Annotated in this window: 12 protein-coding genes; 5 read left to right on the forward strand and 7 right to left on the reverse strand. The window is 62.7% G+C overall.

What is annotated here, in order from left to right:
• Positions 1-57 precede the first annotated feature (57 nt).
• Together DC347_RS10715 and DC347_RS10720 are read right to left on the reverse strand one after the other, a co-directional pair.
• Complete coding sequence (locus tag DC347_RS10715; protein WP_206073916.1) at positions 58-315, reverse strand: hypothetical protein; 258 nt, start codon at positions 313-315, stop codon at positions 58-60.
• Between the two features lie 259 nt (positions 316-574).
• Positions 575-766, reverse strand: coding sequence for a three-helix bundle dimerization domain-containing protein (locus tag DC347_RS10720; RefSeq protein WP_109045410.1), 192 nt, complete (start codon positions 764-766; stop codon positions 575-577).
• 152 nt (positions 767-918) lie between these two features.
• Here DC347_RS10720 and DC347_RS10725 point away from each other — a divergent pair, with 152 nt between their 5' ends.
• Positions 919-1,146, forward strand: a complete 228-nt coding sequence (locus DC347_RS10725; protein WP_109045411.1) for a hypothetical protein — start codon at positions 919-921, stop codon at positions 1,144-1,146.
• A gap of 384 nt (positions 1,147-1,530) precedes the next feature.
• Here the strand turns inward: DC347_RS10725 and DC347_RS10730 are convergent, their stop codons facing one another.
• On the reverse strand, positions 1,531-1,932 hold the full coding sequence (locus DC347_RS10730) for a hypothetical protein (protein ID WP_109045412.1): 402 nt from the start codon (positions 1,930-1,932) through the stop codon (positions 1,531-1,533).
• A gap of 569 nt (positions 1,933-2,501) precedes the next feature.
• Here DC347_RS10730 and DC347_RS10735 point away from each other — a divergent pair.
• The 3 genes from DC347_RS10735 (at position 2,502) to DC347_RS10745 (ending at position 6,289) form a co-directional block, all read left to right on the forward strand.
• Entirely contained in the window at positions 2,502-4,013 is a 1,512-nt protein-coding gene (locus tag DC347_RS10735) for a CYTH and CHAD domain-containing protein (RefSeq protein ID WP_109045413.1), read from the forward strand.
• A gap of 75 nt (positions 4,014-4,088) precedes the next feature.
• Entirely contained in the window at positions 4,089-5,774 is a 1,686-nt protein-coding gene (locus tag DC347_RS10740) for a SulP family inorganic anion transporter (protein WP_109045414.1), read from the forward strand.
• 95 nt (positions 5,775-5,869) lie between these two features.
• Positions 5,870-6,289: an SRPBCC domain-containing protein gene (locus DC347_RS10745; protein WP_133247085.1), complete on the forward strand. Its 420-nt coding sequence runs from the start codon at positions 5,870-5,872 to the stop codon at positions 6,287-6,289.
• 58 nt (positions 6,290-6,347) lie between these two features.
• Here the strand turns inward: DC347_RS10745 and DC347_RS10750 are convergent, their stop codons facing one another.
• The 3 genes from DC347_RS10750 to DC347_RS10765 form a co-directional block, all read right to left on the reverse strand.
• Entirely contained in the window at positions 6,348-7,835 is a 1,488-nt protein-coding gene (locus tag DC347_RS10750; protein ID WP_240617763.1) for a polysaccharide deacetylase family protein, read from the reverse strand.
• Positions 7,836-9,082: 1,247 nt separating this feature from the next.
• Positions 9,083-9,853 carry a YfbU family protein gene (locus tag DC347_RS10760; RefSeq protein WP_109045417.1) on the reverse strand — a complete coding sequence of 257 codons (771 nt, stop codon included), beginning with the start codon at positions 9,851-9,853 and terminating at the stop codon, positions 9,083-9,085.
• A gap of 531 nt (positions 9,854-10,384) precedes the next feature.
• Positions 10,385-11,392 (reverse strand): DUF3800 domain-containing protein, encoded by a 1,008-nt coding sequence (locus DC347_RS10765; protein ID WP_109045418.1) that lies wholly within the window; start codon positions 11,390-11,392, stop codon positions 10,385-10,387.
• A gap of 312 nt (positions 11,393-11,704) precedes the next feature.
• Here DC347_RS10765 and DC347_RS10770 point away from each other — a divergent pair, with 312 nt between their 5' ends.
• Positions 11,705-12,490, forward strand: a complete 786-nt coding sequence (locus DC347_RS10770; RefSeq protein ID WP_109045419.1) for a GIY-YIG nuclease family protein — start codon at positions 11,705-11,707, stop codon at positions 12,488-12,490.
• A gap of 67 nt (positions 12,491-12,557) precedes the next feature.
• Here the strand turns inward: DC347_RS10770 and DC347_RS10775 are convergent, their stop codons facing one another.
• On the reverse strand, positions 12,558-13,148 hold the full coding sequence (locus DC347_RS10775; protein WP_109045420.1) for a recombinase family protein: 591 nt from the start codon (positions 13,146-13,148) through the stop codon (positions 12,558-12,560).
• Between the last annotated feature and the right edge of the window lie 46 nt (positions 13,149-13,194).

Here is a 13,194-nt window from a genome sequence, read left to right on the forward strand (position 1 = left end):
ACATCGTGGCGCTGACCCTGAACCGCTTACGGCTCACTCACGAAATTCAGAGGCTCATCATGGCCTGCGATGTGGGCCGGGCCATTGTGGTGAGGCGTCCCGGTACCGCGCCGGCAGCCGGACGATTTCGAGTTCGGACATGTCCAGGAGCCGCCGGCCTCCTGTGAGGGTGTCCAGAATCCAGAACAATCCCAGTTCCGGGGCCGTGTCGGTGACCGGGCCGCGGTGCACGAGGTTGCTGTTGTAGAACGCCTCAACCGCGTCCCCCGGCACCAGGTCCTGGCACGAGTCGATAACAGCGGGCTCATCGATCATGGTTCGTCCTTTCAACATCCGAAGGGCACCCCCAATATCAATGATCCCGGCGCAGGGTTACCCGCAGGTGTCTCGAAGATGGTTTCTTGACGGATGTTTCCGAACGCAGCCCAGCCCGCGGATGCGCAGCGCATCCTCACGGTTGGTGCCCAAGCCCCGAGGCGCGGCCGTCCGGCCGGGCGAAGAAGGAACCCCCGCCGTTGAATGGCAGGGGTTCCCGGGGGCACAATTTTTCACTCGGCGATAGGCTCCGTCGCTGTCAGCGGTTCAGCCTGTCTTTCGCGGCATGCTCAACCAGAATCGGCACGTAGTCCCGGACCCTGCCGGTATCCAACGAGCGGTGTTCCTGCTGAACGATCTCCTCGATATGCTCCCGCGGGACCGTTGGATACTTATCGGCGAGCCGGTCCACCACATGGCCGAGTGCCCGCAATTCTTCATTGACTCCCATTTCAGGATTGTCAGCTCCGACCGGCAGATGTTCAAGACTGGTTTATACACGCCCGCCATGCTGCAGATTCCCTCGACGGCGGCGCTCCCCTTACCGGCCCTCATTCATGCTGCGGATACCCGGCTGCAACCTTTCCCCGTCATGCTGGCCGCATGAACACCACAGAGCTCCCGCCCGCAACCAGGAAAGGTAGCGCAGTGCGCTCCACGGCAGACCTGTCCTGCGGGGACCATATCGAGGCGGTATATGGCGGTGCCGTGGCCCATCGAGGGCAGGTCATCAGGATCGCTCCCGGACGCGAACTGTTCTGGATCACCGACTGCCCGGGCGGGACCCGACGACTGCTGGACCTGACCGAGTTCGACATCACTCACCTCTAACCGGCGTTGCTCCGCGGACTATGAAAAAGCCCCATTTGGTGCGGGAATCGGCCGTGGATCCCGGTCCACGGCCATCCCGGCCCCGTAGCGCTGAGGTATGAGTTGCTGCCGCTGTGCTGCTGGGATGCGGTGATTCCGGATGGTTCAGCGGGACCGGCTCCCCCAAATGGCTGAGACCGGGAGCCAGTCCCGCCTTTCTTGGCACCTGCCCCGAACGCCAGGGATGCACGTTCCCATCCCGGCAGTGCGGGGCAGACACCGTCGCATTATCGTCGTGCAGAACCACGTCGTCAGACAACGAATTCCAGGTGAACAGTTAACAATCCGGCGCGCAGGACCCCCGGGAACCCGCCCCGACCCGCAGAACGCTCGGACGGGCCGGGATCACGGCCGGGGGTTCGGGCTGGATCCCGGGGACCGGAAGTAGTCCAGCTGGGTGGCGGCGAGCTGCCAGGCCCGGTGCATGGCAGCATCCGAGACCGCGGCGGGCCCGGTGTTGCCGCTGACCCGATAGAGGTCACTGGCCCATTGAAACTCCGCCGCGGCATCACGGTAGAGGGCTTCATCGAACAACCGCAGACCAATCTGATGCCGGACCCTTGCTTCCCGGACCGGTGTCCCGGCCAGGCGAAGGGCTTGTTCGTGCAGCCGGGCGGCGTCACCCCACCGGTAGCGTCGTTGCAGGATGCCGGCCAGAACAAGGAGCAGCTCCAACGGCTCTGCCGAGCTCCTCAGCAGGGCCAGCCCTTCCTCCAGTGCCTGTTCCTCCTGACCGAGCAGCGTCATCAACCATAATTTCTCGGGATCCGGACACACAGGGATTCTCGCCCGCGCCGCTGCGGCATCAACGATGTAGTCACGCAGGGTCGCGGGGTCGGTCCGCCATAACTGTTGAGCGTTATCCATCCCCACTGTCCTGATCACGGGCCGACGTCCTTGGTAACCCAAGAGTAACCGCTGACCACAGAGCCCCGGCCGGGTCAGCGCAGAGGAAAAACCTGGACGCCCCGGACGCGCCCGCCTGGAAGACCAACCAGCAGCTGGTGGCGAGGAAAGCCCGCCGGTGGGGGGACCGACAGGCTTTCGGGTTCGACCCTACGGGAACGAGATTTCCCTATCGAATAGACCGATTCCCGGGCGGGTCTCCCACCCGTTGATCCCCCCGGCGGCGGCCCCGGGTTCCGGGAGTTTCGGCACTGGTCGCTCCGTGGGGCCTGGTCCTAGAATCGGTGCACGGCCGGCGCAGATGGCGCGCTGCGGGGTCCGTTGTTGCCGGCGCCACGATTATGGAGGCGTCCTGTGGCCAGCATTCATCCAGCACAGCCTGTACCCACGGCCGGGTCGGGAGGCCGGGCATGACAGCGCGGGACAGCACCGAAACGGAGCGCAAGTACGATCCAGGTCCCGGACCCGGGATACCGGAGCTGACCTCGATCCCCGGTGTTGAGGAGGCCGGGGAGGCCTCCGAGACGTCGTTGGAGGCTGTCTATTACGACACCGGAACCTTGGAGCTCGCGGCCCGGGGCATGACGTTGCGCCGGCGCACGGGCGGTGTCGACCCTGGATGGCACCTGAAACTGCCCGCCGGCCCGGACAGCCGCACCGAAATTCACAGTCCGCTCGGACAGCCCGACCATGTCCCGGCGGAACTGCTCGACCGGGTCGCGGCCATCACCCGCGGCCGCGACCTCTCCCCCGTTGCCCGGCTCTCCACCCGGCGCACCACCTACGCCCTGCACGGGGCGGCCGGTGAACATCTCGCGGATTTCACCGACGACGCGGTCCATGCCGTCCCGCTGCGCGGTACGGGCCCGGAATCGCAGTGGCGGGAATGGGAGATCGAACTCGTCCACGCCGGACCGAAATTCTTCTCCGCCGCGAAACCAGCGCTGAAAGCTGCCGGAGCCGTCCCATCAGCCCACGCCTCCAAGCTCGCCCGTGCCCTGGGCGGATCCTGGCCGGAAAAGAAGGCCACCGGCACCCGCCCGGCCCGGAAGAAAGGACCGGTCCGTGACGTCGTGACCGGTTACGTAGGGACACAAATCAGTGCCCTGCTCGCCCAGGACCCCGGGGTGCGGCGTGGCGACCCTGACACCGTGCATCAGATGCGTTCGGCCGCCCGCCGGACCCGGTCCGTGCTGCGGACCTACCGCCCCCTGTTCGATAAAGAAACCGTGGCCGGGTTGGAACGGGAACTGCAATGGCTCGGCCGGATCCTGGGCCGGCCCCGGGACGCCGAGGTAATGCGCCGAAGGATCCTCGCGAACCTGGACACCCTGGCCCCGGCGGAGGCCTCCGGTCCCGCCCGTGGACAGCTGGAACACGAACTCGACACCACCTACAACGCCGGCTACCAGCACGCCCTCACCACCCTGGAGTCGCACCGGTACTACCGGCTCCTGGACGCCCTCGAACGCTTCCGCGACGCCCCGCCCGCCAAGGCCAAAGCCGCCCGGAAGGCCCGCAAGGCCAGCGCACGATTCGTGAACAAGGCCGCCCAACGACTGGATAAGGCCCATCGGGCCGCTACCAAGGCCAGGGAAACCCCCGGCTACGACACCGCGCTCCACCAGGTCCGCAAGGACGCCAAACGACTGCGTCACGCGGCCGAGTCCGTCCTGACCATTCACGGGAAACGGGCACGCGCCCTGGAAAAAACCAGCCACCGGATCCAGAGTATCCTCGGCGACCACCAGGACGCGGTCGTCGCCCGCGACCTCCTGCACCGGCTGGCCGCGGCACCGGACATCGCTCCCGGAACCGCCGGCGTCTACCAGAGCCTGATCGAGCAGGAAACCCGGACCGCAACAAACGCCGAAACCGCATATCGCACACTCCGCAAGAAAGCCCGCGGCCGTCGCGTCTAAACGCTTACCAACATCCCGCACCCGTGGACGCAAAGGTGGGTGACGGGCCCTGACAAGATGGGCCATGATCTGACCATGAGCCACTCCGGGAAGATCCGACCCTGGCGGCTTCCGCCGGTCCTGCGTGGCTATAAGATCGAGTGGCTGCGGCACGACGTGGTGGCAGGCGCCGCGCTCTTCGCGGTGCTGGTCCCCGCGGGCATGGCCTACGCCCAGGCGGCCGGCCTTCCGCCGGTGACCGGCCTCTACGCCACCGTGGTCCCCCTCATTGTCTACGCAGCAGTGGGGCCCTCCCGCGTACTCGTACTGGGACCGGATTCCGCGCTGGCCCCGATGATCGCCGCCGCCCTGGTTCCCCTGGCCGCAGCCAACGAACAAAGATCCGTCGCACTGGCGGGCCTCCTGGCGATCCTGATCGGAGCCATGATGCTGATCGGATCGGCGCTGAGATTAGGACTCGTCACAGGACTGCTCTCGAAGCCCATCCGGCTCGGCTACCTCAACGGCATCGCCTTGCTGGTCACGGCGTCCCAGCTGCCCACCCTCCTGGGGATCACCGTGGAAAGCGGCTCACCCTGGGAGAAACTCCTCGCGGCCGCGCCCCGGGTCCTTGCCGGCGAAACCAATCCGACCGCACTGGCGGTTGGGCTGGCCTCCCTGGTGCTCATCCTGATTCCCCGCATGCTGAAATGGAGGATCCCCGGCGTGCTCATCGCCGTCGCCGCCTCCTGCGTTGCCGTCGCCGTGCTGGGGCTCCACGACCAGCTCAAAGTCACCGGCGCACTCCCGCAAGGGCTGCCGGCAACGGCACTCGGCGGCCTCGGCTGGGCAGATGTGGTGGCCCTTCTGCCGGCCGCGGCGGCCATCGCCCTGATCGTTTTCGTGGACACCGGAACCCTGTCCCAGTCCTTGGCCGCGGCGGAAGACAGCAAGGTTTCCGGCAACCACGAAATGGCAGCCCTCGGTGCAGCGAACGCCGCCAGCGGGCTGCTGGGAGGCTTCCCCGTCTCTGCCAGCGCCTCGCGGACGCCCGTAGCGGTGGAGTCCGGATCAAAAACCCAGCTCACCGGAGTTGTCGGCGCCATCCTGGTGATCGGCTTCATGCAGATCGCACCCGGCGCCACCGAATTCCTGCCCGCAGCCACCCTCGCCGCCATCGTCATCGCCGCTGCCGCAGGAATAGCCGACCCCGCCGGCGTGCGCCGGCTCATCCGCATGAGCCGCAGCGAATCACTGGTAATGCTCGCGGCCTTCCTGGGGGTAACGGTCCTGGGCGTCCTCCCGGGCATCGCAGTCGCTGTCGGCCTCGCCATACTGGACTTCCTGCGGCGGGCCTGGGACCCGTACCGTGCCGAACTCGTAGATGTCCCGGGAATCCCCGGCTACCACGATGCGAGCCGCCATCCGGAAGGCGACCGCATCCCCGGACTGCTGATCCTGCGCTTTGACGCACCGCTGTTCTTCGGAAACGGCGCCCTCCTGGGAACCTTCGTCCGGGACACATGGGGCGCGGCACCACCAGGCACCGAACGCGTAGTGCTCGCAGCCGAACCCGTAACGGGAATCGACACCACGGCCCTGGACGAACTCGTGCAGCTTGATGAATGGCTGGCCCGGCACGGTGTGGACCTGGTATTCGCCGAGCTCAAAGGACCGGTCAAAGACAAACTCCTGCAATACGGCATGGGCTCCCGCTTCACCCCGGAGCACTTCTACCCCACAGTGAGCCAGGCCGTGCGCTCGTTCCAACGGGAACGGTGAGCCGGCAGGAGGTGTGCAACATATTGGGTGATATTCACCATCCGGCGGCCCAAACCCCACCATCCAGAGGGGTGTCTGCAGTTACCGTGAGCATCATGCACATTCTTGAGGCCGCGACACTGATCAACGCCCGGACCTCCACCGTATGGGAAATCCTCACCGACGCGGGCAACTACACCGTGTGGGAATCAGGGATCACCGACATCGACGGAGAAGTCCGCAACGGAAGCACCATCCGCGTCCGGACGACCAGCAGCGGTGAGCGCCGGTACCGGCTCCGTGTGGAACAAATCCCGGGCGAGGTGATGACCTGGACCGGCGGCCTGCCCCTGGGGCTCTACAAGAACGTCAGGACATTCACCCTGTCCACCGAAGCGGCGATGACGCACCTGCGCGTGACCGAAGAACACACCGGTCCTCTCGCCGGTCTCCTCGCAAAGCCCGTCCCCAACGCCCAGCAGTCCTTTACCAAGTACGTCCAGGCCGTGAAAGCCCGCGCCGAGCTGTTCGGCTGACCACACCACAGGCCGGCAGGAATCCCAGTCGATCAGCATCCGGCGAGGATCCATCCGGCTATTTGCGTTCCGGCCTTGACCGGTAGACATGCCCGGGAGTCAGCGGTGTTCCTTCAAACATCTGCGGGACGGTCACCAGGTGATAGCCCTGGGTTTGCAGGGTCGTGATCAGGTCTTGCTGGCCCGCGATCGTGGTGGGGTCCACGTCATGCATGAGCACCACCGCGCCCGGGGTGATTTCCTTGAGGATTTTCGGGACGAACACCCCCGGGTTCTTGCTCTGCCAGTCGAGCGAGTCGACGGCCCAAAGAATCAACGGCTTACCGACCGCCATCTGGACTGCAGCGTCCGCGGCCCCGTACGGCGGCCGCATCAGCGCAGGGACCGATCCCGTCGCAGCCCGGAGCGCGGTGTCGGTCCGGTCAATTTCGCTCCGGACCGCCGCCGGCGACAGCTTGGTCAGATACGGGTGGCTGAAGGTATGGTTGCCGATACTGTGCCCGGCGTCCGCGACCTGCCTGGCGATGGCCGGGTTGGCGGTCGCGTTGGAGCCGGTCATGAAGAATGTCGCCTGCACGTTCTTCTCTTTGAGGATGGCCAGCAGCTGGGGTGTTGTCCTGGCATCAGGTCCGTCGTCATAGCTCAACGCCGCGCACGGGACCAGATCACAGTTGACGTGTCGCTGCGCCGGCGGCACAGCCGGCGGGGACACCGGGGCGGCCCGCAACCCGCCCAAAACTTTTCGGCCGACCTCACTCAACATCGCATCGGCGTCCCGCGCACCGATGGTTCTTGTCTGCCTGGCCTGGCCGCTGCCTGCCGGGTGCTCCGTGCTGATATGCAGGTCGCCGGAAGCATCCAGCACCACATCATTCAAAGCCAGAGCTTGCGACGAGGGGACGGCGATGCCGGCCGGGACACCAGTCACCCGCGCCCTGATGCCGTCCAGGGCCTCTGGCCGCAGCAGCTCGGCACCCCGATGAACCTCTCCCGAAACCGTGTCAGCGTAGATGGTCGCCGAACTCCCCGACCGGGTCCCATCCGAGCCCGTGTCGGTCGTTTCTTCCCGGAGGACAACGACAGTTCCCGCCGTCAGCACCGGCTCCGCCGAAACTGTGAGGGCCGGGACCCGGGGCGGTGACGTGTTCAATGCCATCGCCGGGCGGTAGCGGCCCCCGCCAGGGGCCGCGGTGGTGTCCAGGATGCCGAGCAGCCAGGAATCCAGATACGCATTCAAGCCAGGCATCCCGTCGACATACGCCCAGGACGCTTTCACCTGGCGTCCGCCGACGTTCGCGCTCAACGACATCGGGTAACCACCCCGCACAGCAACAGGGGCCCGGAACACCTCCGACAACGGGGCCCGCGGCAGCACCGGCAAATTCCCGTCGATCGTCACGGTTGCCTGCGACCGCTGGAAGGCCACCGGAGATCCGGTGACACCATCACTGGCGCAAACAAGCCCCAGCGCACCTAACCAGCCCACCGCGATCAGCGCGGCGGCCGCGACCGGGCCGCGCCGGAGCCATGGGTTTTGCCTTGCCAACGAAACAAACTCCTCGGAGCTTCAAGTCGGTTGTCGGCCGCCCGTCCCCGAAACCAGGTCCACCGTGCAGCTAATCCCACAACCCGGAACGAGACCATCAGAACACCAGCATCATAAACGAGCGATGTCACCAGAACATGAACAACGCCCACAACGACAGCATCCGAGGGCTGGCTAATCAGCATGCTTACTAATAGGTTGGATCAGGTGGCTAGTGGCATGCATCACACCACACTCAAGCCCGGAAGGGCATAAATCAGCAATCTCAAAGTTCCGCCGGCGTTCTGCATGGGGGCGGAAGACCGGGGGTTCACGCAGACGGATTCTCCGGATTACGCTGCGCCCCGGAAGCCAGATCAACGCCGCAGATGCACTGGCTGCGCGGGAGCGCTACCTGTCCATTACTTGTCACAGCCACTGGCGGCAATACTCACGAATTCCCTGGCAGAGAACGATCACAAGTTGATTGTGGCGGAAAGTGGAGACACCTCGTCAGTCTCAACACGGCCTCCGGGTCGCTCTGAAACAAGGGGGACTTGTTCGAACCGTTCAAACATAGGTAACATCAGTGGTGCAAAGGGCAGTAGCCCCGAGAAGTGGGTCTGGCAGTCTTCCGGATGGTATGACGAGCCGGACCCGCGTTGTTTAAGGGTTGCAGTCCACGATGTCCTGAACCAACGGTGCAACCTTGCGAATCCAGCCTCCACCCTTCTGGTGGCACCACGCCACGGCGTCGCTAACCCAAAGGAGTGGCTCCTCGTGAGGCTGACAGTGCATGTACTGCAAGACATCACCCGCCCCAAGAGACTTAAGGTGCTGGGCAATAACTCGGCGGTCCGCCTGTTCCAGTGACTGGTCGCTCTCTAAGACAAGCTTTCTTGCGCCCGCAACCGTTAGATCCTCGATCAGGCGTTCCAAACACAACGGCCTGGCAGTCTTGTCCGGCATGTTCCGTGCGACATAAAGCCTGGTTGTCAGTCCGGCTCCAATGGCGCCATTCAGAAATGTGTTTCTGGAAGCGTCACTTTCACTCTTGAAGTGGACGCGTCGCTGTCCTGCCCTGCGTAGGGCACTAATAGCACGCCTTGCGTCGGCGACGTCCGCAGGCGCAATTACAGATGCCGCCACGTAGTATGCCTTTGATTTCGACTCATCAACAAACACGTGCGCACCTGAAGGGATCTGCTGATGAGCTCGGCCGGCGGATTTTAAATCCATGTATCTGCATGCGGCCCCTATCCGGGCCGCTACTCCCCTTCAGCCTGCACGCCGGGGATCGCCAGAAGAACTTTCTGCACGTCCTGCGCTGAGAAAAACCCACTGTATCCTCCGCCGCGAAGCCGCTGGCGCCACAGTGGTTTGAACACTCTTAACATGGCCCGGTACTGGGGAAGCATTTGGCTGTGGGAGTTACCCCTGTCGTTCTGAGGGCTAAACGCTGCCTCCTGCTCTGTCCATCGACCCGATTTGACTAGGAACTCGGCGTAGTTCGCCAAGCGGCTTTCGTCCGAGTCGTTAAAATCAAATCCCTTGAACGTTCCGTAATACTCCGCGTCTTTCACCTTGACCTGGTCCCAACCATCCTTGCCCAGCTTCTTCACACTGAACTGGATCACACGGAACATGTCCAAAATGTCCCACACCAATTCGCATTCCGCACGACTGGTGGGTTCGGAAATATCTATGAACTCGGCCGGGTACTCCCCGACATACCCGTTCTCCAGAACCTTCAGGGCCTGAACTTCCTGGTCATGGTCGTAGTAGGAATCATCAAGACCTCCTCGAGTGGCAAGAAGGTTCCGGTGAAGGAGTTGAAGCACCTTGCGTTGATAAGGCGTTAAGGACACTTCTTCGGCCTGATCTGGCCTATCAACACCAACGTCCCCCGATGCCTCGAGACGCAAATACATCTCCAGCGCCTCACGCACGAAGTCGCTTACTTGGATTCCCCGCGCGTCTGCAGCCTCGTCAATGCGGGCTTTGACCTCATCCTTCAAGCGAATGGTTACGGTCGCCATGGCGCCCTCCTTTTCAGTCCGAGCCCGACACTAGCATGCGTAATCAGGTATTACAATAATCAGTACCGTAATACGCTACTACGAGAGGAGGCTCCCTAAAGGCTCTACTCAAAGCGAATCTGGCGTGCGTGAGCGCAGCGGCGCCACTTCGGGCGCGCAAGGGTATCGCTCCAAAGTTCTTCATCGGCACCTGTGCCGATGAGCGAGGCAACTTCCGACCGGACCTCGAAGATGGAGAGCCGCAACAGCCGGCGGTCGACGATGGGTACCGCTGTAGGGGTGTCCCAGTTCCTTGGAACCGGAACACCCCAGTGAAACACTCCCCCCGCGGATCAGATCAACGATGTGACTGTTATTTCAGAATGCCGGTTTCTGCTGATTCCGACGAAGAGGGTTTTGGCATCGGCCTCGACGAGCTAAAGGGTCTTTGACTTTTGAGAACGCTCCTGACAGGGTTGGCGGACAGAAGCCTCTAGGAAGGGCTGCAGAGAATGACCGGAGGCGGACCGCCTCGCCTACCACTTCGGTAGATCAACGTCTCTCTGAGCCCTCCCTAGAGGCTTCTGACTTTGTCAGGCATTTGAACCAAGGCTCGACCCGAACAGTCCCAACCGCGTCCTGCGGATAAAGCTTGACTCCGTGGCCGTGAATCTGCCCCCACTCTGACGCCGTGATCTGGTGCTTTATAGTCTCAAGATGGGCAGTGTTAGCCGCTGTCTGACCACAATGGAATGCTCCGCTATAGAGATCAGCAATTTGGAGGCCGGCGTAATCCCCATTTTGTCTCCAAACTGGCGGCCACATCATGTTTTCCCAGGGCGTTTCGAGCTCGTGTGCTCGGGGATGTAATGCGCAGCTATGGAGGTACTTTTTTGTGACCTCGTGGTCCACACCTCCCACGACGCCGAGCCTTACGTGAGCGACCCGTTCACCTCCTCGCCAGTTCTTTGCAGCTCGGACTACACGCTCGAGAAGGAGCTTGATCACGTAGTTGTATGACAGTTCGTGTGTCGTTGTCAGGTAGTGAGCACTCAAAGAGGGCTTGTGCATCGTAACGGTGGCGACCTTTGCACCGGGCAGATTGCGTAGCCGGTTAAATGCGTATGTTCGGCGCCACTCGTCACGCTGACGAAGATGCTTCTTCCAGTGAAGTTTCTCATTCTGGGGCACTTGGAAGAGTGCCTTCAGGCCACCGATGACATACGTCAGATCTTGATCATTTTCAGCCGCGATCATGACTGCGGTTGCAGTGAAATAGTCCGACTGCCTGGTCTTTCCGAAGTTTCGATCGCCTGACTCATCTACGTAGACGTTAATACGCTTGAGTCGACGCTTCTCCACGGGTGTCGTGTACTCAACCGCAAAAAAGCCGTTCAACAGGACTCCGAGCGTTCCAGCACCGCAGGTATTAAGCGCGTGTCCCTGGCGGCACTCCCAGGTCTTGTTTTGCCCGCCATCGCGCGCCGCTCCCCCATCAATCAGTGCGTTGTTGTCACCACAATTATGCGTTGTAGGTGCACCCACAACCGGATGTGGCATGTCGGCCTCCGTTCCGGAAGGGTATTTGAAGAGATCGTGTGAATCGCTCTGTCGAAGGGGCCGGCATAGGTAACGTCTCCGTGGGCTCGATGGACGGGCGCACTCTCTCGAGTTTTCGCCCGCACTAGGCCTGATATGGGATGCCCCGTATCAGTAGAGCAAAAACCCTCCATGACTACGCCAGATGTCCCACTTTCTTAGAAGCGGGACGTTCGTGGGTGGGCGCCCGTGGCGGTCAGTGCCGGGCGTCGCAATTGGGTGTCCGGAGGAAACCCACTGCAGGACGTCCAGACCGACGCCTAGACTTCGGGTATGTATACGGGGGAAATGCCGGTTGATGAGTGGACGCCCCTGCGTCAGATGCGCCGTACTCAGAAGTCCGGCCCCCGACCGGTTATTGAGCACTTCGGGGAACGTCTGAGGCAAAGCAAGTTCGGTCACCAGCTGACCCGTGAAATGTACGCCATTCCGAACAAGAAGCCTTCGGCGGTTAGGCCGCGTGAGTTCGTGGGCGAGGCATTCTGGGCCTCACAGGCATGGGCCTACGAGGACGAGGGGCATACGGTCCTTTCAGATGACTTCTGCCGGCAGCAGCGCGATGACGCGCTGGAGAACTTCGACCTGAACATGGCCTTTTTTGCGACGCTCCGGCCCGATGCTTTCGAGGCCACCCTGGCCGAGATGCTGGCCAAGAATAAGCAGCTGCGAGAGGTGACTGATTTAAAGACTCTCGACTGGGAGGAAGGCGCCTACGTGATGGTGCTGGACAGGTACCGGCAGGCCTACATCGGCCAGGCCGTAGATAGGAGGGCACGCATCCGCAGGCACTGGACCGCCAACAAGCAGTTCGACCGGCTCCTGTGGGGCCACAAGCACCAGTCGGTCCTCTCGGTTGATTCCTTCCGGGCACTGGACACGACCAGGATCTTTGCCGCGAAGACCATCAACGCGGACCGGCTCGAGCGAAGGCTGGTGAAGAACTTCCCACCAGACTTCCTGCTCAACCGCATCGAGGGCGGAAAGTTGAGTGCTGTGCGTGGGGCATTCATCGCCACTGAGGTCAAACGGCGGCAGCTGGTTGTTGAGCCGGGATTTTGAAGTGCCCGCGAACTTGCCGGGTCCGTAACCTTGGCGTCCCATAAGCTGTCCCAAAAATAGGGTGGCGTTACGCGGCTGCGGACTCGACTTCTGGGACGTCGTTCCTGCTAAGAGCCCGAGTCAGTGAGGAAACACTGACGCTAAGCCGCTCAGCCGTTTCCTTCAAAGTCTTTCCTTCGCTGCGCAGCTGCCGAGCCGTTTCCAGTTTCCCTGGCGTCATCGACCGTGGGCGGCCGCCGAGCCGGCCTCGCGCTTTAGCTGAGGCCAACCCAGCCTTTGTTCTTTCCGACAGCCGCGATCGTTCGTATTCCGCGAGGGAAGCGAACATGTCAAAGATGAGCTTGCCGTGGGCACTAGTCGTATCCAGCCAAGGTTCAGCCAGGGAACGGAAACCTATCCCCCGCCGGCCCAGCACTGTGACGATGTCCGCAAGGTCGGAAGTACTACGGCCTAGCCTGGTCAAGTCCGCGACCAACAGCACGTTGCCCGGCTGCAGATAATCCAAGCAGTCCTTCCAGCGTGCCCTTGCCTGGGTAGCCCCGGACGCGTACTCCTGAAAGACGCGGACTGCTCCGGCAGCTACCAAGGCGTCTACCTGCGAATCGAGCGATTGACCACGAGTACTGACCCTCGCATAGCCGACTATGTTCCTAGGCACGTCAAAAACCCTCTCATCACCCTTTTGATTGTGTCAACGTGATCGG

This window comes from Pseudarthrobacter sp. AG30 (genome assembly GCF_003116525.1).
Lineage (GTDB): Bacteria > Actinomycetota > Actinomycetes > Actinomycetales > Micrococcaceae > Arthrobacter.

Coding starts and splice junctions, on each gene's coding strand:
- DC347_RS10715 (WP_206073916.1), bottom strand. CDS start 315: ATGATCGATGAGCCCGCTGTTATCGACTCGTGCCAGGACCTGGTGCCG.
- DC347_RS10720 (WP_109045410.1), bottom strand. CDS start 766: ATGGGAGTCAATGAAGAATTGCGGGCACTCGGCCATGTGGTGGACCGG.
- DC347_RS10725 (WP_109045411.1), top strand. CDS start 919: ATGAACACCACAGAGCTCCCGCCCGCAACCAGGAAAGGTAGCGCAGTG.
- DC347_RS10730 (WP_109045412.1), bottom strand. CDS start 1,932: ATGACGCTGCTCGGTCAGGAGGAACAGGCACTGGAGGAAGGGCTGGCC.
- DC347_RS10735 (WP_109045413.1), top strand. CDS start 2,502: ATGACAGCGCGGGACAGCACCGAAACGGAGCGCAAGTACGATCCAGGT.
- DC347_RS10740 (WP_109045414.1), top strand. CDS start 4,089: ATGAGCCACTCCGGGAAGATCCGACCCTGGCGGCTTCCGCCGGTCCTG.
- DC347_RS10745 (WP_133247085.1), top strand. CDS start 5,870: ATGCACATTCTTGAGGCCGCGACACTGATCAACGCCCGGACCTCCACC.
- DC347_RS10760 (WP_109045417.1), bottom strand. CDS start 9,853: ATGGCGACCGTAACCATTCGCTTGAAGGATGAGGTCAAAGCCCGCATT.
- DC347_RS10765 (WP_109045418.1), bottom strand. CDS start 11,392: ATGCCACATCCGGTTGTGGGTGCACCTACAACGCATAATTGTGGTGAC.
- DC347_RS10770 (WP_109045419.1), top strand. CDS start 11,705: ATGTATACGGGGGAAATGCCGGTTGATGAGTGGACGCCCCTGCGTCAG.